The sequence below is a fragment of the Streptomyces albidus (ex Kaewkla and Franco 2022) genome, assembly GCF_013870515.1.
GTDB classification, from domain to species: domain Bacteria; phylum Actinomycetota; class Actinomycetes; order Streptomycetales; family Streptomycetaceae; genus Streptomyces; species Streptomyces albidus.
The window spans coordinates 1-19,197 of sequence record NZ_JACBXA010000095.1; the positions used below are offsets into that span (position 1 = coordinate 1).

The 19,197-nt window shown below is 69.1% G+C and carries 21 protein-coding genes; 12 read left to right on the forward strand and 9 right to left on the reverse strand.

All coding sequences use genetic code 11. The features are described from left to right. The 7 genes from H5J26_RS15960 to H5J26_RS15990 all read left to right on the forward strand — a co-directional run. Window positions 1-715: MFS transporter (locus H5J26_RS15960; RefSeq protein WP_181766524.1), on the forward strand; the 715-nt coding region annotated here is incomplete at its 5' end. Between the two features lie 35 nt (window positions 716-750). Then, complete coding sequence (locus H5J26_RS15965; RefSeq protein WP_309237939.1) at window positions 751-1,512, forward strand: IclR family transcriptional regulator; 762 nt, start codon at window positions 751-753, stop codon at window positions 1,510-1,512. Window positions 1,513-1,628: 116 nt separating this feature from the next. Continuing rightward, entirely contained in the window at window positions 1,629-2,690 is a 1,062-nt protein-coding gene (locus H5J26_RS15970; RefSeq protein WP_309237940.1) for a sulfotransferase, read from the forward strand. A gap of 95 nt (window positions 2,691-2,785) precedes the next feature. Further along, a complete protein-coding gene (locus tag H5J26_RS15975; RefSeq protein ID WP_181766525.1) occupies window positions 2,786-3,268 on the forward strand; it encodes a hypothetical protein in 483 nt (160 codons plus the stop codon). A gap of 27 nt (window positions 3,269-3,295) precedes the next feature. Next, the gene (locus H5J26_RS15980) at window positions 3,296-4,594 is read left to right on the forward strand and encodes an MFS transporter (protein ID WP_181766526.1); all 1,299 of its coding nucleotides are present in this window, start codon (window positions 3,296-3,298) and stop codon (window positions 4,592-4,594) included. A gap of 46 nt (window positions 4,595-4,640) precedes the next feature. Next, window positions 4,641-5,480: a helix-turn-helix domain-containing protein gene (locus H5J26_RS15985; protein ID WP_181766527.1), complete on the forward strand. Its 840-nt coding sequence runs from the start codon at window positions 4,641-4,643 to the stop codon at window positions 5,478-5,480. After that, on the forward strand, window positions 5,477-5,671 hold the full coding sequence (locus H5J26_RS15990; protein ID WP_181766528.1) for a DUF397 domain-containing protein: 195 nt from the start codon (window positions 5,477-5,479) through the stop codon (window positions 5,669-5,671). The genes H5J26_RS15985 and H5J26_RS15990 overlap by 4 nt, the downstream gene beginning before the upstream one ends. An 8-nt stretch (window positions 5,672-5,679) precedes the next feature. Here H5J26_RS15990 and H5J26_RS15995 read toward each other — a convergent pair whose 3' ends face one another. After that, window positions 5,680-6,402, reverse strand: a complete 723-nt coding sequence (locus H5J26_RS15995) for a transporter substrate-binding domain-containing protein (RefSeq protein ID WP_181766529.1) — start codon at window positions 6,400-6,402, stop codon at window positions 5,680-5,682. 237 nt (window positions 6,403-6,639) lie between these two features. Here H5J26_RS15995 and H5J26_RS16000 point away from each other — a divergent pair, with 237 nt between their 5' ends. After that, complete coding sequence (locus tag H5J26_RS16000; protein ID WP_181766530.1) at window positions 6,640-8,508, forward strand: TerD family protein; 1,869 nt, start codon at window positions 6,640-6,642, stop codon at window positions 8,506-8,508. Window positions 8,509-8,611: 103 nt separating this feature from the next. Further along, on the forward strand, window positions 8,612-8,965 hold the full coding sequence (locus H5J26_RS16005; RefSeq protein ID WP_181766531.1) for a hypothetical protein: 354 nt from the start codon (window positions 8,612-8,614) through the stop codon (window positions 8,963-8,965). A gap of 325 nt (window positions 8,966-9,290) precedes the next feature. Here H5J26_RS16005 and H5J26_RS16010 read toward each other — a convergent pair whose 3' ends face one another. The 7 genes from H5J26_RS16010 to H5J26_RS16040 all read right to left on the reverse strand — a co-directional run bounded on the left by H5J26_RS16010 (window position 9,291) and on the right by H5J26_RS16040 (window position 15,259). Then, window positions 9,291-10,316, reverse strand: a complete 1,026-nt coding sequence (locus H5J26_RS16010) for an ABC transporter substrate-binding protein (protein ID WP_181766532.1) — start codon at window positions 10,314-10,316, stop codon at window positions 9,291-9,293. A gap of 84 nt (window positions 10,317-10,400) precedes the next feature. Next, complete coding sequence (locus tag H5J26_RS16015) at window positions 10,401-11,267, reverse strand: ABC transporter permease (RefSeq protein WP_181766533.1); 867 nt, start codon at window positions 11,265-11,267, stop codon at window positions 10,401-10,403. After that, entirely contained in the window at window positions 11,264-12,028 is a 765-nt protein-coding gene (locus H5J26_RS16020; protein WP_181766534.1) for an ABC transporter ATP-binding protein, read from the reverse strand. The genes H5J26_RS16015 and H5J26_RS16020 overlap by 4 nt, the downstream gene beginning before the upstream one ends. After that, window positions 12,025-12,669, reverse strand: a complete 645-nt coding sequence (locus H5J26_RS16025) for a 4-carboxy-4-hydroxy-2-oxoadipate aldolase/oxaloacetate decarboxylase (RefSeq protein ID WP_181766535.1) — start codon at window positions 12,667-12,669, stop codon at window positions 12,025-12,027. The genes H5J26_RS16020 and H5J26_RS16025 overlap by 4 nt, the downstream gene beginning before the upstream one ends. Further along, window positions 12,666-13,382 (reverse strand): PIG-L deacetylase family protein, encoded by a 717-nt coding sequence (locus H5J26_RS16030; RefSeq protein WP_181766536.1) that lies wholly within the window; start codon window positions 13,380-13,382, stop codon window positions 12,666-12,668. The genes H5J26_RS16025 and H5J26_RS16030 overlap by 4 nt, the downstream gene beginning before the upstream one ends. Then, window positions 13,379-14,344: a DUF6282 family protein gene (locus H5J26_RS16035; RefSeq protein WP_181766537.1), complete on the reverse strand. Its 966-nt coding sequence runs from the start codon at window positions 14,342-14,344 to the stop codon at window positions 13,379-13,381. The genes H5J26_RS16030 and H5J26_RS16035 overlap by 4 nt, the downstream gene beginning before the upstream one ends. A 240-nt stretch (window positions 14,345-14,584) precedes the next feature. Next, window positions 14,585-15,259, reverse strand: a complete 675-nt coding sequence (locus tag H5J26_RS16040) for a GntR family transcriptional regulator (protein WP_309237941.1) — start codon at window positions 15,257-15,259, stop codon at window positions 14,585-14,587. A gap of 91 nt (window positions 15,260-15,350) precedes the next feature. Here H5J26_RS16040 and H5J26_RS16045 point away from each other — a divergent pair, with 91 nt between their 5' ends. Then, window positions 15,351-16,157 (forward strand): NAD(P)-dependent oxidoreductase, encoded by an 807-nt coding sequence (locus H5J26_RS16045; protein WP_181766538.1) that lies wholly within the window; start codon window positions 15,351-15,353, stop codon window positions 16,155-16,157. 108 nt (window positions 16,158-16,265) lie between these two features. On the opposite strand, the gene H5J26_RS16050 is transcribed toward H5J26_RS16045, so the two are convergent. Then, window positions 16,266-17,921 carry an FAD-binding dehydrogenase gene (locus tag H5J26_RS16050; RefSeq protein WP_181766539.1) on the reverse strand — a complete coding sequence of 552 codons (1,656 nt, stop codon included), beginning with the start codon at window positions 17,919-17,921 and terminating at the stop codon, window positions 16,266-16,268. 252 nt (window positions 17,922-18,173) lie between these two features. On the opposite strand from H5J26_RS16050, the gene H5J26_RS16055 reads away from it, so the two are divergent. Continuing rightward, window positions 18,174-18,701 carry an NUDIX domain-containing protein gene (locus tag H5J26_RS16055; RefSeq protein WP_181766540.1) on the forward strand — a complete coding sequence of 176 codons (528 nt, stop codon included), beginning with the start codon at window positions 18,174-18,176 and terminating at the stop codon, window positions 18,699-18,701. 165 nt (window positions 18,702-18,866) lie between these two features. Beyond that, window positions 18,867-19,197: YidH family protein (locus H5J26_RS16060; protein ID WP_181766541.1), on the forward strand; the 331-nt coding region annotated here is incomplete at its 3' end.

Consider the following 19,197-nt stretch of genomic DNA (forward strand, 5'->3'; position numbering starts at 1 on the left):
CGCCGACGACAGGGCCGCCGACCCCGGTGACCGGGCGACCACAGCGGACGCTCCGCGCGCGACGGCACGCGACTACGCCAAGGTGCTGCGTTCACGCCCCGTCGTCGTCCTCGCCGCGCAGTACTTCTTCTGGTCGTTCGGCATGTACGGCTTCGTCTTCTGGCTGCCGTCCATCGTCAAGCAGGGCTCCGGTGAAGGCATCGGCACGACGGGCCTGCTCTCCGCGATCCCCTACGCATTCGCCGTCGTGGCGATGATGCTCAACTCCCGTGTGTCCGACCGCAACATGCGCCGCCGCATCGCGGTGTGGCCGTGGCTGAGCGCGGGTGCTGTCGCGCTGTACGCGTCATATCTGGCCGGTTCGAACTTCCCGTTGGCGATGACGCTTCTCGTGGTCGCGGGCCTGTGCATGTACGCGCCGTACGGCCCGTACTTCGCGCTCGTCTCCGAGTTGGCCCCCGCCGGGGTGGCCGGCGCCGCCGTGGCCGCGGTCAACTCCTTCGGTGCGCTGGGCTCGTTCGCCGGAACGTATCTGGTGGGCTGGGTCCGCGGCACGGATCTCGGTGACGCCGGTGCCTTCGGGTTCATGGCGGCGTGCACGCTGCTCTCCGCGGCGCTCATGTTCGGCGTGAAGGAGCCGCGGGCGACCGTCGCCACCGCGGGTACGGTGAGCGTTGACCAGCCCGCATCTGCGGCCGGCAACGGACGCGACTGACCTTGCCGCACACGAAAACCGAGGGAGCACCGACGGTGACAGCACCGCCCGGCGACGACATGCTCAGCCGGGGCCTGCGCCTGATGACCGTACTCGCCGACAACCCCTCCGGGCTGGGCGTCAGCGCGGCGGCGCGCACGGCCGGGCTGCCGGTCAGCAGTGCGCACCGCCTGCTCGGGCGGCTGGCTTCCGAACGGTTCGTGGCCTACGACGAGGACACCCGCCGGTACGCGCTGGGGGTACGGGTGCTGGAGTTCTCGCGCGGCTTCCATCGCTCCCCCGCCGGCTACTCGGCGGCGGCGGATCCGATGCGGCGGCTGGCTGCCCGTACGGGCCTCCCGGCGATCGCGGGGATCCTGGACGGCGACGAGGTGCTGCTGGTGCTGAGCGTGCAGGGCAGCCAGCATCTGCAGCTGCGCAGCGCCGAGGGCACCCGCAACCCCTGGCACGCGACCTCCATGGGCCAGGTGCTCGCGTCGACCCTGCCGCCCGGCGAGCTCGAGACCCTCCTCGCGGGGGAGCTGGCCCCCACCACCTCCCGCACCCTCACCGACCCGGAGGCGCTGCGGGAGGAGGTTGCGCGCGTACGGGCGCGCGGCTGGGCGGAGGTCGACGAGGAGAACGAGGTCGGCGTCCGCTCGATCGCCGCCGCCGTGCCGGACCCGGAGGGCTCCGGACGCCCCCGTCTGGCGGTCTCGCTCGGCGCCGCGGTGGTCCTCACCTCGCGGGAGGAACTCCACGGCTACGTACCGGCGTTGCGGGCCTGCACGGAAGAGATCGCGTCCCTTTTCGGCTGAGCTCAGCCACCCTTTCGCGTGATCGTCGGCTCCCCCGGGTCGTTCCGCGCAGCCAGGGGTAGTGAGTGGTTGAACTCGACCACCACGGCCCGCCGGGCCCGGGGGAGGAACTGACCGTGCGGACTGCCATCAAGACCTTGACCTTCGTCGTCGGCACCGGGCGCAGCGGCTCGACGGTGCTGTCCAAGGTGCTCCGGCGGCATCCCGAGGTGCTCAGTCTGAACGAGCTGTTCGCGTGCATCGACGGAGAGCCGGCGCTGAGCGAACAGCCCGTGTCGGGGCCGGAGTTCTGGCGGTGTCTCACCGCCCCGATGGAGATCTTCGACCGCATGGTCCGCAGCGGCACGCCGCTGCCGGAGTTCCTCTACAACCGCCACCCGGAGTGGCGGTACTCGGCGGAGACGACGGGCATCCCCGCCGTCAGCATGATGGCGCTGCCGCACCTGACCGACGACCCCGACGCGCTCCTGGACGCCCTCGAGCCGGAGGTCAACGGCTGGCCCGCACGTCCCGCGCCCCAGCAGTGGGAGGCGTTCTTCGGCACGCTCGCCGCCCGCATCGGCGGTCGTGAAGCCGCTGTCGAACGCTCGGGATATTCGCTGCACCGGGTGAAGGTGCTGCACGAACTCTTCCCCGACGCCCGCTTCGTGCACCTCCACAGGAACGGCCCGGACTGCGCCCTGTCGATGAGCCGCCACAACGGGTACCGGATGATCTCGCTCCTGCGGGAGATGCTCCGCCGTAGCGGTGTCGCCTCCTTCTCCGAACTGACCGGTGACCACGTCAAGGAGCTCCCCGACGACCTGTCGGAGCTGCTGGGCACGCAGTTCGACCCCGCTCTCGTCCTCGAACGCGAGATGCCCCTCCCCGGATTCGGCTCGCTGTGGTCGGAGATCATCACCGAAGGCGTGGCGCACCTCGCCGCGGTCCCGGAGGAGCAGCGCATGACGCTGTCCTACGAGCAGCTTCTGGACGCCCCGCGCCAGGAGCTGGCCAGGCTTGCCGGGTTCATCGGCGTACAGCCGCTGTCGGAATGGCTCGAGGAGGGCGGCTCGATGCTCGACGGCACGGGCAGACGCGGCTCCTCACTGCGGCTCCCCCAGGACGAACTCGACGCACTCCGCGTGAACTGCGCAGCGGGAGAACGTGCGTTGGGGGTGACCGCGGCGGCGCGGTGAACGACACTCGGTGTTGTGCACACCCGCCTCCGGGCCGGACCGCTGAAGGCGGACCCGGGCACCTCTGTGCCGCTTTGGGTCAATAGAGTGTTCGAATGGCCGGAGAGAAGACGCACGAGTCGGACACGTCCCAGGCGAAGCCCAAGCACCCATGGAGATACCGGATCGTGGGAGTGGTGCTCGGTCTCGCGATCTTCCTCGTCGGCGTCGGAGCGCTCATCGTCAACGGCGTACAAGGCGTGGAGGCGACCGGACTCGTGGGCGACCGCGGGAAGTTCACGGTGAAGTACTGCTACGAAGCCAGCGGGAGAATGTGGCCCGACTACAAGTGCCACGGCACGTTCGACCCCCTGGCGACGGGGGACGCGAACCGGGACGGCACGGTCGAGAACGCGGACGACGAGCCGGCCGGAAAGCAACTCGACGTCGTCAAGGGCTCCGTGGGCAGTGAGGGCTTCTTCCGGGAGACCGGTGTGTGGGCGACGCTGGGCTCCCTCATGTGGCTCTGCTTCGGCCTGCTCTTCGTGCCGTGGGGGTACTTCACCACCCGTAAGTGGGCGAAGGGCGTCCAGGACTAGAAGACGGCGGCGCCAGGCAGGGGACCAATGAAGGACGGCTCACAGGCAGGACGGAACCTGCGTGCCCTGATCGGTGTGCTCGCAGCGATGGGAGTGTCGCTGACGGGCACTCGGATCTCGGCCATCGCGCTGCCCTGGTTCGTGCTCGTCACCACAGGCAGCGCCACACAGACCGGCTTGATGGCCTTCTGCGAGATCGCGCCGTACGTGGCGGTGAAAGCATTCGCCGGTCCCTTCGTGGACCGCCTCGGCCCCCGCAGGATTTCCTGGTCGACCGACGTGGTCAGTGCGACCGCCGCCGTCTCCGTCCCCGTACTGCACAGCCTGGACCTGCTCTCCTTCTGGCTGTTGCTGCCTCTCGTGGCCGTGGTCGGGGCCGCGCGAGGCCCCGGCGACCTCGCGAAAGAGGTCATGATCCCGGAAGCGGCGGAACGCGCCCACGTACCGCTGGAAAGGGCCACCGGTATCTCCGGCGTGACCGAACGGCTCGCCTCGACCATCGGTCCGGCCGCCGGCGGTTCGCTCGTCGCGCTCCTCGGGCCGATGACGGGCCTGGTGGTCATCGCCGTGTGCTTCGCACTGGGGTCGGCCGTCATCGCTGTGGCGCTCCCCCGCGACATGGGACGCGCCATCGAGCCGGACCCGTCCGAAGCCGAGCCCGGCTACTGGCAGCGGTTCGGCCAAGGGCTCAACTTCCTGCGCGGCGAACCGCTGTTGCTCAGCGTCATCGTCATGGTCGGCATCACCAACATGCTCGACGCCGCATTCGCAACGGTGCTTCTGCCCGTCTGGGCCAGGGAATCCGGCAACGGCCCCGGAGCGATAGGTCTCAACAGCAGCGTGATGGGGATCGCGGCGGTCTGCGGAAGCCTGATCGCCGCCGCCGTGGCGCACCGCATGCGAAGACGCACGGTCTTCTTCGCCGGTTTCCTCGTCGCCGGAGCCCCCAGGTTCCTCGTCCTGGCCCTCGACGCTCCGATGCCGTACGTACTGACGGTGTTCGCCGTCGGCGGGTTCGGCGCGGGCTTCCTCAACCCAATCCTGGGAGCCATGGCCTTCGAACGCGTACCGCGTCACCTGCTGGGCCGCGTCAACGCACTCGGCGACTCGGTGGCCTGGAGCGGCATGCCCCTCGGCGGCCTGCTGGCCGGAGCAGCGGTGGCCTCCTTCGGGCTCGTACCGGCGCTGACGGCCGGCGGCGTGGCGTACTTCCTCACCACGAGCCTCGCCGGACTGCGCCCGGAATGGCGGCAGATGGACATGCTGCGCGGCAAGCAGCAGGTGGAGCGCCCGGATTCCCCACGCAGTGAAGTCACCACGACATAGGCTGTGCGCGACTGATCCAGCACAAAGGGTGACCGGGGCGGGGCGCATGACGGACATCGAAGAGCTCGACGGCGAGGACGGCACGCCCGATCCCGTCCACAAGGTCCTGGGCAAGCAGATCAAGCTCTTGCGGGAGCAAGCAGGGCTCACCCAGGCGGAGTTCGGCCGACAGGCGGGCTACGGCCTGGACCTGGTCTCCTCCGTCGAACGAGGCCGCCCATCGGCCCAGCCCCAGTTCATCGCCGCCGCGGAACGCATCCTGGACGCCCGGGGATTGCTGAAGGTCGCCGAAGAGGACGTGAACAAGGCGCCTCTCCATCACCCGGCGTTCTTCCGCCAGTTCGCCCGCCTGGAAGCGGGCGCGGTGGAACTGCACGAGTACGCCACGATGGTCGTTCCGGGTCTCCTCCAGACCGAGGACTACGCCAGGGCTCTCTACCGCATGCGCCGCCCCCTGCTCGACGAGGAGACGGTCGAGCAGCGCGTGACCGCCCGGCTGGCTCGCCAGACCATCTTCAACCGGTGGCCTCCGCCGACTCTCAGCTTCGTCCTCGAAGAAGTCGTGCTGCACAGGCCGTTCGGCGGTGCCGACATCCTGAGAGGACAGCTTCGGCAGCTGCTCGGGTCCGGGCGCATGCGCCACGTCGAACTTCAGGTGATGCCGACCAAACGCACGGACCATCCCGGTGTCGCAGGGCCGTTGATTCTGCTGGAGCCCAAGGACGGGCCGAAGCTCGCCTACGCGGAAGCGCAGGGGCGCAATGTCTGGTTCACCAAACGGGAATCCGTACGCGCGGTGGAGAGCCGTTATGGGATCATCCGCGCGCAGGCTCTGACGCCCCAGGAGTCCCTGGAACTCATCGAGACGTTGCTGGGAGAAGCATGAACGCTGAGTACTCCACCCGCTTGGACTGGTTCAAGAGCAGCTACAGCGACAACGAGGGCGGTGCATGCATCGAGGTCGCGACGGGCCCCGACAACGTTCACGTCAGGGACTCCAAGAACGTCCACGGCCCCCAACTCGCGTTCCGGCCACAGCAGTGGAGCGCATTCGTCGCGTACACAGCCACGCCCTGAGCCTGCGCCTACGCGGGTGGGGCGACGAGGGAGCGGGACTGGTTCGCACGCTGCAGAGCATCAGCCACGAATCCGCCGGCCTTCAGCTCCTCGACGAGGTCGCGGAGGAACCTCACGGTCTCGGGCTGTCGGGTCGCGGTCGTGCCCAGAGCCTGCCGGATCTGCATGAACGGCCCCTCGACCAGCCGGACTTCGGGATGCTTCGCGGCGAACTCGGCCACCGGCTGCCTGATCCCGGCCCCGGCCTCCAGCCCCTGAGTGCGGAACTCGTCGACTCCTTCCTCTCCGCGCACGACGCTCGCGTGCTCCAGGGTGCGGGAAAGATGGAGGTCGTAGGCGGACCCACGCTTCACACCGATGCGCACCCCTGAACGGTCCACGTCCGCGGCCGTCGTGAACTCCGAGTCGCGGGGCACGACGAAAACGCCCTCGATCACCACGTACGGCGCGGTGAAGGCGACCTCCGCCTCCCGCGCGGGGTCGACGGCCAGGAAGCAGATGTCGGCCTGCCCGGCCCTCATCGCCTCGTACGACTTCCGTGCCGCGTCGAAGCAGAGGAATTCCACCGGCACTTCCAGCCGGCGGGCGACCTCCCGGGCGATGTCGACCGTGATGCCAGCCGGTGCCGTCGGTGTGCCCTGGGCGAGTACCGGATTACCCAGATTGATCGAGGCCCGCAACGAGCCCTCCGGCGCCAGGTCAGCGACGATGTCCGCAGTCACGCTCCGCATGGATCGGAGTGTAGGACACGGCTCGCAGCCGATGACCGTCCCGCTGAACGTGCGGGAGGGGCCTTGCCGTTGAAGTCGTCATGGGTGTGCGGCGGCCTCGCAGACGGATCTCCCACGCGAGGCACCCACGCTCCACCGCCGCCGCCTGCTTCGTCGGGGCCGACGGCACAATTCAGCCTTCTCAAATGGCCCGAAAACGGCGCTAGTTGAAACTAGGACATCTGGCATTATCACTGCATGAATCATGTTTCTGCAGTGCTCGGTGAATCCTATGCCCAGGCTCATCCCTTCGACTGGGCTCTGGTGGACGTGGAAACGTCGGGCTTTCGAGCCCATCAACATCGGGTCTTGTCAGTCGCAGTGATCAACGTGGACCGATACGGCAAGCAGACCGACGAGTTCACAACCTTGCTGAATCCCGGATGCGATCCGGGCCCGGTCGATATCCACGGCCTGACAGCTGACCGGTTGCGTGGAGCCCCTCTGTTTGAGCAGGTAGCCGGGCGGCTTGGAGCAATGCTGCAAGGCAGGGTGATGGTGGCACACAATGCGCAGTTCGACTATGAATTCCTGGCTCATGAGTTCGCCAGGGCCGGAAGCTGGCTGCCTGTTTCCCAACGCCTGTGCACGTTGGCCCTCAACCGACAGTTGGCCCCACCGACGTCCGACCTGAGACTGGGCACGCTCGCGGCACACTACGGCGTGCGGCAACTCCAGGCGCACGATGCAGCAGACGACGTCCGCGTGCTTGCTGGAGTGCTGCGAGAGTCTCTCAAAGCAGCGGCCCACCTTGACATGCCACTTCCCTTGCTGATCTGCCCCCCAAGGCAAGCCCCACAGTTCACACCGAAACCACCCAAGATTCCGTGCGCCTACCGCAACCCTGGGCGCCTTGCTCCAGGAGGCGCCCTGAAGCAAGGCATGAAGATCGCCATTACTGGCGAAACCGCGGTCTCCCGCGCGGAATTGGCAGCACGCTCCGTGGCAGCTGGACTGAATGTGATGGCCTCTGTCAGTCGACTGACCAGTGTGCTGGTAGCCAATGACGACGGCCAGCTGACCGCAAAGGCCAAGCGAGCCGCCGCGGAGGGTATTCCCGTTGTGGATGAACGGACCTTCCTGCGCTTGCTCGACGATGTTCGTCAGGGCATACCTCACCAAGTCGTCCGGGCCGAGGTGGTTTCCGAGGTCCCTGCCGCGTCACCGGAGCCAACAACTCCGCGAACCGACATCGTTCTTCCGGCTGAGCCGCTGAAGGATGACGACGAGGCACATGCCTCCGACCAAGCACCCACAGGCGACAAGGACGAGAAGCCACTGGCCGGTCACCGGGTGCTCGTTCTCGGCGGCACACATCCGCAAGCGGTCAGGACTCGGAGCCGGGTCGTCGAACTGGGAGGATCCGCGGCCGTCAACCTGTCGGGAAACGTCACCGACCTCGTGATTCTCCAAGGGGGCTACATCGAGCCGCGGCGACTTCTCCGGATCCAGTCCCTTGATCTCCCCACCCACAACGCCGAGAGCCTGGACACAGGCGTTCTCTCCCTCGGACGTACATCGGAATGCTCGCAAGGCGCGCTCGTACTACCGCGAGGTGGTGTCGTCGACCTTCCGAACGCGGTGAGTTATCCAAGCTGGACTGTCACGGCGACCTGGAGCCAACAGACAGCGTGCGAAATCGACATCGTCGCCTTCAGCCTTGATGAAGACGAACAAGTCATCTGCGACGAGGACTTCGTGTTCTACGGGTCTCCCCAGAGCCCCAACGGCGCAGTCCGGCTCTCCACCGATGCGCCAACTGGTCAGGCGATCACTCTGGACGTCGCATCAACTCCCCCCACCACCAGCAGAGTCGTCATCGCCGCAGCGATTGACGGTGATCCCACCTTCGGAGATGTCGGCGCAATAGAGATCACCGCAGCCCCGGGAGCCACTGCGCTGTCCCTTGCCGAGGCCACACTCGACGCCGCGACCACGGAACGTACGCTGCTCCTCGCCGAGCTGTATCGTCGCGGCGCCACATGGCGTTTTCGCGCCGTCGGCCAAGGCTACGACTTCGGTCTCGACACCTTGGCAAGAAGCTATGGCGTCGATATCGCGTCTTGAGCGATGGAACGGCCGACGCTGGAAGGCGACATCGACCGGAGCCGAAACACGGCCACCCGCACTACCGACCCTGGGTGCACCCGCCGGACGTAGTCTCGACCGCATGGATGAGTTCCTGCCGTTCCTGGGGTTCGTCGGCGCCCTCGCAGTCGTCATGGGCTTCTTCAGGTGGCTGGCATTTCTCGTCCGTCGACGCGGGCTCGCAGGCCAAGCCATCCGTGCCGCCCTTGCTTCTCACGACGAGGCGTTCAGAGTGACCGCTCACGACTCTCACTACGAGATCCAGGCACAGGCAGACCGCCAGGTGCCCATGTCGTCACCCGGAGACCCACAGCGGTCGAGCCGTGATGTCGTCGATCAGTGGGGCGGGGACGAGCGAGGGGCGAAGAGGCGGCGGATCTCCGGACTGCGGCGAGTCCTTCGCAACTGGCTGCGTCTGCCCGTGCGCGATCGCTGACGGTGCAGGCGGTCAGCCACGCGAGGGGCCGGGACGGGGCGGGTGGTCCGGAACACTCAAGCGTGATTTTCGGCCCGGCATCAACTCGTAGCTCGCACAAGGCATTTCGGGGTGCCGGGCCGAAAATCATGCCGTTCCGGAACGCCCGTACCGGGACGGCCCCGCACCCACCGACAACTGCCCCTCACCGGCCCCGCACCCACGGACAACCGACCCTCACCCACCGACAACCGACCCGCCCGGCACTGACCTGCCCGCAAGGGCACCGCACCGCCACCGATCCGCCCGCAAGGGCACAGCCGCGTAGGCGCCGGCGCGCCACCCCTTACTGCTTCGCCTTGATCTCCCCGAACGTCGGCGCCTTCACGACCAGGCCGCTCTTCCGGTGGAACCGGCGCGCGGTCTCGTACGGACCCCGCTCGACGGCCGGCGACGTGGGCATCTCCTTGCGCAGAATCGGCACCAAGGCGTCCAGCGCCTTGGCGTCCGAGTCCTTGAGGTACTTCTCCAGCAGCTCGCGGACCTTGTCGGGGTCGCCCTGAACGTCGGCCTGCGCCCGCTTCATCGCGCTCTGGAATCCGCTGACTTCCTTGGACTTCTTCTCCAGCAGCTTGGTCGTCGAGAAGATCACGCCGTGCAGCGCACCCTTCATGTCGGGCACGTCACCGGCGGCCGGGGATATGAAGATCTTGCCCGAGCCGTCGGCCTCGGCCTGCTGCCCGATGGGCTGGAAGAACGAAAGGGCGTCCACCCGCCCGGACTTGAGCGCACCGATGGCCGACGTCGCCGCACTGCCCAGATTGACGAGGGTCGCGTCGTTCTTCGCCTTCCGGCCGATGCCGTTGAAGAGGTGGTCGACCAGCGCCTCCGTACCGCTCCCCGGCCCGGTGATCCCGATCTTCTTGCCCACCAACGACTTGGTGCGCTCCTCCAAGCTCGCCTTGTCACCGGGCCCGTCGAAGGACGTCCCCACGACGATGTCCACGTAGTACTCGGTCACCAGGCTGGACAGAACCCGGGCGTCCGGATCGTTCTGCGCGAGGTTGAAGGCGTCGGTGAGCACCCCGGCCCCCAGGTCGATCGACCCGGACTTCAGCGCGGCAGCCACCTTCGCACCGGTCCCCAGCCGTGGCCGATCGCCGAGCTTGATGCCCTCGTCCTTGAAGTAGCCCTTCTCCTCCGCGATGAACAGCGGGAAGAAGGCGACCGAGTTGCTGATCTGGCCGATGTTCAGCGTCCCGGCCTTCGTCGTCGACCCGTGCTTCGCGCATCCGGCGGCCGCGGGAGCGAGCATCACGGAGGCCGCCGCGAACGACTTCAACAGCGTCCTTCGCTCTATGTGAGTGTTCATTCTTTCCAGCTCCAGTCGCAGAGGTTCCTCAGTGGTTCCGCAGTGGTGGTCGGTGGTTCGCAGTGGTACCGGGATTCGAAGCGGTCAGCCTTGTGCCTCGATCGGTTTCCACCGGTTGACCCGCCGCCCGATGAGGCCGACGAGAACGTTCAACACCCCCGCGATGACGCTGAGTACGACCAGCGTCGCGAACACCCCCGCCGTGTCGAACTGCGCCGCAGCGTCATTGATGAGATAGCCCAGCCCCTGGTTGGAGGCCACGAGCTCCCCGATCACGGCGCCGATCAGCGCGTAGGGAATGGCGACCTTCAGGCCGGTGAGCACGCCGGTCATCGACGACGGAAGTACGACCTTCAGCGCGATGTCGCGGCGGTTGCCGCCCATGAGCCGCACCGCGTCGATGAGGCCGCGGTCCACTTCCCGTACTCCCGCAGCCGTGTTGAGGAAGACGAGGAAGAACACCGTCGCCGCCGCGAGCAGCACCTTCATGTGCATGCCGATGCCGAACCAGACGATGAACAGCGGTGCCAGCGCCACCTTGGGGATCGAGTAGAGCGCCATCATGAACGGGTCCAGCACGCGGTAGGCCAGCTGCAGCGACGCCAGGACGAATCCCGCGAGCGCGCCGGCCGCCGCCCCGAGCAGGAAGCCGTAGACGATCTCCTGGATGGTCACCCAGCTGTGCTGCCACAGGGTGCCGTCCCCCGACCACTCGCCGAGACGGCCGGCGATGTCGCTGGGCTTGCTGGTGAAGGTGATGTCGAACAGGCTGCCCGCCGTCATCTCCCACGCGGTCAGCAGCACGGCGATCAGCAGCAGTCGCACGCCCCAGACGGTCGCGGTGCGCCCGTGCCGCTGCCACCAGGTGCGCTCCACGGGAATCCGCACCGGACCCGACGTCCCGGCGTCCGCCGTCTCCCGCTCCGGTGGTGTCACGAGCTGTTCCGTCATGACGACCCCTCCTTGAGCGCCGCGGCCATCGCGGTGTGCAGCCCCACGAACGCGGGGTCCACGCGAAGCGCGTCCACGGAACGCGGTCGCGGCAGCGTGATCTTCTGGTCGGTGACGATGCGGCCCAGCTTGCCGAGCACCACGATCCGGTCGCCGAGGAGCAGAGCCTCCTCGATGTCGTGGGTCACGAACACCACGGTCTGGCCGCTGCCCTGCCACAGCTGCAGCAGCTCCTCCTGGAGCTCCGTGCGCAGCTGGGCGTCGAGCGCGCCGAACGGTTCGTCCATGAGGACGGTTCGGGGGGTGCCCGCGAGCATCCGCGCGAGGCTGGCACGCCGTCGCATCCCGCCGGAGAGCTCGCGCGGATAGTGCTTCTCGAATCCGCGCAGTCCGACGCGCTGGACGAGCTCCGCTGCCGTGGTGCGGCGCTCGTCTGCCCGCACGCCGCGGATCTCCAGCGGCATCTCGACGTTGCGCTGCACGTCCCGCCAGGGCATGAGGGTGTCGGACTGGGTGAGGTAGCCGATGTCGATGTCCGGCCCGGTCAGCTTCTCCCCGCGGTAGGAGACGACGCCCTCGGTGGGCTCGGTGAGACCCGCGAGCAGGTTGAGCATCGTGGACTTGCCGCATCCGCTGCGGCCCAGCACGGTGACGAAGCTGCCTTCCTCGACGGTCAGGGAGAAGTCGCGCAGGGCGACGATCGCCTGGTCGTCCTTGGCGAACTGCTTGGTCAGGCCCGCGGCGCTGAGTACGTCCGTCATGACGGCGCTCCCGACCGCGGGCTCTCGTCCGCCTCGCGCATCCCGTAGGCGTCGTAGCTGAATTCGCCGGCCGCCCAGCGCGCCCGCAGCCCGTTCTCCTTGGTTATTCGGGCCCGTACGGCCTCGACGGTCGCGTCCAGGTCCGAGGAGGCCACAGCGGTGACACCGTCGTCGTCGAGCACGATCACGTCGCCCGGCTCGATCGTGGTGCCGCCGATCTCCACCGGCACGTCCACGCTGCCGCGCTCGTTCTTGGTGGCGCCCCGGGCGCGCAGCCACCGGGTCCACACCCCGAACTCCTGCTGCGCGAGGTCCACGCTGTCGCGTGAGGACGCGTTCACCAGGACCGCGGCGGCACCGCAGGCGGCGGCCTGGGTGGCGAGGAGGTCTCCGAAGAGGGCCACCGGCTCGGGCTCGGGCATCGTGAGGACGAGGACCTCGCCGGGACGCACAAACGTCATCGCCTCGTGCACCGCCCGGTTGTCGCCCTGGCCGCACAGCGCGATCCGGGCGGGGCCGGCGATGCGGCGTCCCGGTGTCAGGGGCGTCCAGTCGACGTCGAGCAGGCCGCGGCGGCCGTACGCCTCGTAGACCGTCGCCACTCCGGCATCGGCGAGCTCGGTGAGGGCCGCCGCGGTCACAGCGCGCCCACCACGTTGGGCAGGAGCCGCTGGAAGGCCTCGGCCTGGCGGATGTCCTGGTTGCCGGTGACCTTGCGGGCGTGGTTGCCGCGCTGGTCCGCGCGTTGCGCGTAGTACTCCTGCAGATACTGCTGAGCAGCCATGCAGCTCATGGCATCGACCTTACGTTTGAATACAGGCGTTATGTCCACGTAGACGGTCGGTGTGAAAGCACACAGTTCCGGCTGATGCGGCTCGAAGACCAGGAACTCCGAGGGCGGTGCCGTACGGAATCCGCTGGCGACTCCCGCCCCGGAGGTCAGCAGCCGGGCACGGGCCACGGCCTCGTGCGCCACGGGATGGTCCGGGTTGAAGGGGTCCTTCTCCGGGTGCGTGAGCACCACGTGAGGGGCGAAGTCGCGCATCAGCTCGGCGAGCTTGCCGACGGCCTCCGCGGAGACGTGCAGGGGGTAGTCGCCGAGGTCGAAGGCGCGGAACTCGGCGCCCACCACGGACGCCGCCTTCGATGCCTCTTCGTGCCGTATCCGCTTGACGTTCTCCTCGGTCTGGCCCTCCTCCTTCCACAGCACACCCGACTCGCCGCGCTCGCCGTAGGAGAGGGCGACGACCAGCGCCTGGCCCCCCGCGGCCGTGTGCGCGGCGACGGCGCCCGCTGCCCGCCAGACGAAGTCGGCGCTGTGCGCGCCGACCACCAGCAGTCGTCGCTCGCTCATGCCCGTACCGCCTTCCCGTGGTGGGCGGGCGCACCGGGCAGCGGCTCGGCGCCGACGAGCCAGCGGCTGTTGTGCACCGTCATCGTGCGGACCTCCTCCTCGCCGAAGCCCTCGGCCAGCAGACGGTCCGCGCACAGCGCCAGGCCGTCCTCGACGGGAGGGTTGAAGGGCTGGCCCAGGTCGCTGGAGATCACCGAGTGCTCGGGACCGGCCTCCCTGATGGCGTTGAACCAGACGTCCCACGCGACCTTGCCGGTGTACGGCGTGGTGAAGCACCGCTCCAACAGCGCGCCCCGGGAGGCGAGTTGACGCTGCCTCTCGACTGCGACGCGCTGGGAGGTGAACTCGGGGTGGGTGACGACGATCCGCTCGACGCCCTCCTCGGCGGCCGCCTCGACGGCGACGGCGATCTCGTCGGCGTGGAGATGACCGGTGGCCAGCACCATCCCGTGCCGTGCGATGAGCCGGAACACCTGCCGTGCGGCCTCGACCACTGTGCCGTCGGGGCCGATCACGTCCACCGGGTCGGCGGCCATGCCGTCCGCGCGCAGGTCCTCCTGGAGCTTGGCCCACATGGGAGGCGTGGCGCCTTCGGGCTCCTCGGCATGGCACTGGCGCTGGTTGGCGCTGTCGACGGTGGGCAGCCACACGAACTTCGCTCCGCCCCGGCCCGCGATCTCGACGGCGATCGGGTTGAGCCCGCCCACCGAGGCGTTGAGGGTGATGGCCCCGAGCGCCGCCGCCTCAGGTGCGGCTCGCCGGACGACGGCGGCGCGCTCCGCGGTCGGCGCGTAGTGGGACTTGAGCACGAAGCCGGCCAGGCCGACGGCGGCGAACTTCTCCGCGAGCGTCACGTCGTCGACGCGGCGGCGCATCACATCCGGTGCCACATGGATGTGCACGTCGTACGCGCCCCGGACCAGGTCCCTTGCGCGGTCGGACGGCTGGGGATGCTCGGTCATGACTCTCCTTCGCGACCTTTGCAGCCATAATCTCCGCTGAGATTGTTAACAATCTTGGCTACAGAGGTCAAGGGGTCGCACAGGACCGTCTGCTCGACTCACGGGACAGGGCAGGCATGACCGAGGCCGGTGGGGCGACTGCCACCACCGGCCTCGAGCGTCCACCCCGCAGGGTGAAGGTGTGTCCAGCACCCGAGGCGAGGCTCCCGAAGGACCAGGCGTCGGGCGAGAGTTGAGAGATCAGGCGCCGCGGGGCGGCGGCCCGGTGCGGTCGACCTCTTGCAGCGCCACGATGACGCTGCGCAGATGGGCACGGGCAGCGCGCTCCGCCGCCTCCGGATCGTGCGCGCAGATTCCGTCGATGATCGCCAGGTGCTCGGGCAGCGAGACGGAGGGCCGCCCCGGTTGCATCGCCAGCCGGAACTGGTGGCGCACGTTCTGCCCGCGCAGCCGCTCCAGCACTCGCGAGGCGGTCTGCTGACCGCCGATCTCCCGTACGCGGCGGTGCAGTTGCTGGTTCAGCGAGGAGTACCCGAGCAGGTCGCCGTCGGCGACGGCCTTCCGCATCGACGCGCCGAGGGACTGGAACTCGAGGACCTCTTCGCCGGTGACGCACTCGGCGGCCTTGGCCGCGCAGAGCCCCTCCAGCACCATGCGGACCTCGGAGATCTCGATGGCCTCGGCCAGGGACACCGCACGCACGCGAGCGCCGCGATGCTGTATCCGCTCGACCAGGCCTTCGTTGGTCAACTCCAGCAGCGCCGACCGGACGCTGGCCCGGCTGGCGGCGAACTGCGTGGACAGATCAGCCTCGACGAGCCGCTGGTTGGGGACGAAGTCACCCCGGATGATCGCCTCACGGATCGCTTCCACCAGCGGCAGCCCGGCCCCGTCCCGTGCCCCGTCCTCTGCCACGATCGCTCAGATTCCTCTCTGCTCCACGAGCACTGCCCCACAGATGCACACCGATATTGTCAACAATATTGTGCAGGCTTAGTGTAGCGGCATGTCCGCGAACGCTTCACCGAACGGAGAGACCCCCACGGTCGTCGCAGTCCTCGGCCTCGGCGAAGCCGGCGGCGCGATCGCTGGCGACCTGGCGCGAGCCGGTGCGTCGGTGCGGGGCTACGATCCGGCGCCGGTGCCCGTGCCGGACGGGGTGACCGCAGCGGACAGCGAAGCCGACGCGGCGAGAGGCGCCGACCTCGTGCTCAGCGTCAACAGCGCCTCCGCCGCATCCGGCGCGCTGCGCGCCGGAATGGGCGCGCTCCCGCCACACGGCGTCTGGGCGGACCTCAACACCGCGTCCCCCGGCGCCAAACGGGACCTGGCCCGGACAGCGGACGAACACGGAACGGCCTTCGCAGACGTCGCGATCATGGCGCCCGTGCCCGGCCGGGGCCTGCGCGTGCCGATGCTGGCCAGCGGGCCAGGCGCCGGACGTACGGCCCAACTGCTCACCCCCCTGGGCGCGTTCGTGGACTGCATCGAGGGAGAGCCGGGCACTGCGGCCGAACGCAAGCTGCTGCGCAGCGTCTTCTTCAAGGGCCTGGCAGCCGCAGTCGTGGAGGCGCTCGCCGCAGGGCGTGCGGCAGGCTGCGAGGGCTGGGTGCGGGAGAACATCGCCAGGGAACTCCAGCAGACGGACGCCAGCACGCTCGACCGGCTCGTCGACGGCACCCGCAAGCACGCCGTGCGCCGTACGTCCGAGATGGCCGCCGCAGCGGCCATGCTCGACGAATTGGGTGTTCAGCCCTTCATCGCGGCGGCCAGCCGCGATCTGCTGGCGCAGCTGGTGTCCGACGAGAAGTAGCCGAGGGGCAGCCGGCCGCGTACGACCGGAGCCCCGGCGTGCCGACCGGCCGGACACCGCAGCCCCGCCGCCGGCCGTTCACCCCACGCCTGTTCACCCCACGCCTGTTCACCCCACGGCCTTCGCCGCCGCCCTTCCCGCCGTGCGCCCGGAGAAGATGCAGCCGCCCAGGAACGTCCCTTCCAGCGAGCGGTACCCGTGCACCCCTCCGCCGCCGAACCCGGCGGCCTCCCCCGCCGCGTAGACACCCGGCAGCACCTCGCCGCCGTCCGCGAGGACCCGCGAGTCGAGGTCCGTCTCCAGCCCGCCCAGTGACTTCCGGGTGAGGATGTTGAGCCGCACCGCGATGAGCGGCCCCGCCTTGGGATCGAGAAGCCGGTGCGGCGTGGCGACGCGGATCAGCTTGTCGCCGAGGTACTTGCGCGCACCGCGGATCGCCGTCACCTGGGAGTCCTTGGTGAAGGGGTTGCGGATCTCCCGGTCCCGCGCCTCGATCTCGCCCCTCAATGTGGCCTCGTCGAGGAGCTTTTCGCCGGTGATGTCATTCATCCGCCGTACGAGAGCGCCCAGTTCACGCTCGATGACGAAGTCGGCGCCGTGGTCCATGAACGCCTGTACGGGGCCGGGCGCACCAGAAGTCGCGCGCCCCAGCACCCCCCGGACGTCCTTCCCCGTCAGGTCCGGGTTCTGCTCGGACCCGGAGAGGGTGAACTCCTTCTCGATGATCTTCTGGCTGAGCACGAACCACGTGTAGCCGTACCCGGTCTGCATGATGTGGTCGAGCGTCCCGAGCGTGTCGAAGCCCGGATACAGCGGTACGGGCAGGCGCTTGCCGGTCGCGTCCAGCCACAGCGAGGACGGGCCGGGAAGGATGCGGATCCCGTGCAGGTTCCAGATGGGGTTCCAGTTCTCGATGCCCTCGGTGTAGTGCCACATGCGGTCGCGGTTGATGATGCGGCCACCCGCCTGCTCGGTGACGCCCAGCATCAGGCCGTCGACGTGGGCGGGCACGCCGGAGAGCATGCGCTCGGGCGGAGTCCCCAGCCGCTGCGGCCAGTTGGCGCGCACGAGGTCGTGGTTGCCGCCGATGCCGCCGGAGGTGACGATCACGGCCTGGGCGCGCAGTTCGAAGGACTCGGCGACCTCCCGGGTACTGGCCGTGCCGCGCTCCGCGTCGCTGGGCTGGAGGATCTCACCAGTCACGGTGTCGACCGTGCCCGCGCTGCGCGCGAGGCCGGTGACGCGGTGACGGAAGCGCAGTTCGACGTGGCCCCGTGCGACGCCTTCCCGCACGCGCCGTTCGAAGGGCTCGACGATTCCCGGCCCGGTGCCCCAGGTGATGTGGAAGCGCGGGACCGAGTTGCCGTGCCCGTTGGCGCCGTAGCCGCCGCGCTCGGCCCAGCCGACGACGGGGAAGATCTTCAGGCCCTGCTGCCGCAGCCAGGCGCGCTTCTCGCCGGCCGCGAAGTCGACGTACGCCTCGGCCCAGCGGCGCGGCCAGTGGTCCTCCTCGCGGTCGAAGCCCGCGGTGCCCAGCCAGTCCTGCCAGGCCAGTTCGCGGCTGTCGCGGATGCGCAGCCGGCGCTGTTCCGGTGAGTCGACGAAGAAGAGGCCGCCGAAGGACCAGTGGGCCTGGCCGCCCAGTGACTGCTCCGGTTCCTGATCGAGGAGGATCACCTTGCGCCCGGCGTCGGCCAGTTCGGCCGTGGCCGCGAGCCCGGCCAGCCCCGCTCCGATCACGATGACATCGGCGTCGTACGCCATGCGTCCCACCTGTTCCACACCCGGCCGCGCGCCCGGTTGTTCACCTGAGATGACTGGTGACCGGAGAGTAACCCCCCGTGGGCGTGCTGGGCACCCCGCGTCGGGGAGACGATGGACCAACCCGCTCCGCTGCGCAGCGGCAGGGGCACAGTGGATTCGTCCTCCGCCTCCTGCGGGACTTCCGCGGCGGCGCGTGATCAGCTGGAAGGGATGCCACGCGGTCGCGCGTGGAGCGGTCACGCAGGAGGTCCGATGACGGAACAGCCGCGCTCGGCGGATGAATTGCTGGACATCGTCGACGCCGACGACAACGTGGTCGGCCAGGCGCCGCGCGGGGAGGCGACGGCTCTGCGGCTCCGGCACCGCTGCACGTCGGTACAGGTGCGCGATCCGCAGGGACGGATCTTCGTCCACCGACGCACTCCGGGGAAGCTGGTCTTCCCCTCGATGTACGACGTGGTGGTCGGCGGAGTCGTGGGCGCCGGCGAGAGCTACGACGAGGGCGCGCTGCGCGAGGCGGAGGAGGAACTGGGGGTGCGGGGTCTGCCCGAGCCCGAGCCGCGCTTCACGTTCCTGTTCGAGTCTCCCGCCCACAACTGGTTCGTCCGCGTCTACGAGTTGGAGTGCGCCCTGCCCGTACAGCCGCAGCCCGAGGAGGTCGACTGGTGGGACTTCCTCTCCCCCGACGATCTGGAGCGGCGGCTGCCCGGCTGGGGCGTCGTACCGGACGGACTGGAGTGCCACCGCAGGCTGCAGGCCTGGCACGCGCAACGCCCGTAGAGGTCACCCCGCGGCGACCCGTGGCAGTTCACCGGCTCTCGGCCGTACCGACCCGCCTGAAGCCGTCCTCGAATGCGGCAGCCCGTTCGAGCGGCGTCGCACCGGGACGGAAGCCCGGGCGCTGGACGGTGCTCATGCGCCAGGGGCGGGCCGTAGGCTCAGGACATGATCGACCGGCTCCTGGCGACGCTCCGGCTGTGGTTCGCCCCCCAGCGCCTGCGGGCGGAGGGCAGCACCCCCGACTACCGCTTCTCGCTCGCCAACGAGCGCACCTTCCTCGCGTGGATCCGCACGGCCCTGGCGCTCGTCGCGGGCGGCATCGCCGTGGACCAGTTCCTGACCGGGCTGCGCTGGGGCGTGAAGACGTCCATCTCGGTGGCCGTACTGGCGTGTGCGGCGATGTGCGCGTTCCGCGCGGTCAACCACTGGATGCGCTGCGAGCGAGCGATGCGGCGCGGCGAGGATCTGCCCGTCTCGCGCTTCCCGGTGCTGCTCG

Coding starts and splice junctions, on each gene's coding strand:
- H5J26_RS15975 (WP_181766525.1), top strand. CDS start 2,786: ATGGCCGGAGAGAAGACGCACGAGTCGGACACGTCCCAGGCGAAGCCC.
- H5J26_RS15980 (WP_181766526.1), top strand. CDS start 3,296: ATGAAGGACGGCTCACAGGCAGGACGGAACCTGCGTGCCCTGATCGGT.
- H5J26_RS15985 (WP_181766527.1), top strand. CDS start 4,641: ATGACGGACATCGAAGAGCTCGACGGCGAGGACGGCACGCCCGATCCC.
- H5J26_RS15990 (WP_181766528.1), top strand. CDS start 5,477: ATGAACGCTGAGTACTCCACCCGCTTGGACTGGTTCAAGAGCAGCTAC.
- H5J26_RS15995 (WP_181766529.1), bottom strand. CDS start 6,402: ATGCGGAGCGTGACTGCGGACATCGTCGCTGACCTGGCGCCGGAGGGC.
- H5J26_RS16000 (WP_181766530.1), top strand. CDS start 6,640: ATGAATCATGTTTCTGCAGTGCTCGGTGAATCCTATGCCCAGGCTCAT.
- H5J26_RS16005 (WP_181766531.1), top strand. CDS start 8,612: ATGGATGAGTTCCTGCCGTTCCTGGGGTTCGTCGGCGCCCTCGCAGTC.
- H5J26_RS16010 (WP_181766532.1), bottom strand. CDS start 10,316: ATGAACACTCACATAGAGCGAAGGACGCTGTTGAAGTCGTTCGCGGCG.
- H5J26_RS16015 (WP_181766533.1), bottom strand. CDS start 11,267: ATGACGGAACAGCTCGTGACACCACCGGAGCGGGAGACGGCGGACGCC.
- H5J26_RS16020 (WP_181766534.1), bottom strand. CDS start 12,028: ATGACGGACGTACTCAGCGCCGCGGGCCTGACCAAGCAGTTCGCCAAG.
- H5J26_RS16030 (WP_181766536.1), bottom strand. CDS start 13,382: ATGAGCGAGCGACGACTGCTGGTGGTCGGCGCGCACAGCGCCGACTTC.
- H5J26_RS16035 (WP_181766537.1), bottom strand. CDS start 14,344: ATGACCGAGCATCCCCAGCCGTCCGACCGCGCAAGGGACCTGGTCCGG.
- H5J26_RS16045 (WP_181766538.1), top strand. CDS start 15,351: ATGTCCGCGAACGCTTCACCGAACGGAGAGACCCCCACGGTCGTCGCA.
- H5J26_RS16050 (WP_181766539.1), bottom strand. CDS start 17,921: ATGGCGTACGACGCCGATGTCATCGTGATCGGAGCGGGGCTGGCCGGG.
- H5J26_RS16055 (WP_181766540.1), top strand. CDS start 18,174: ATGACGGAACAGCCGCGCTCGGCGGATGAATTGCTGGACATCGTCGAC.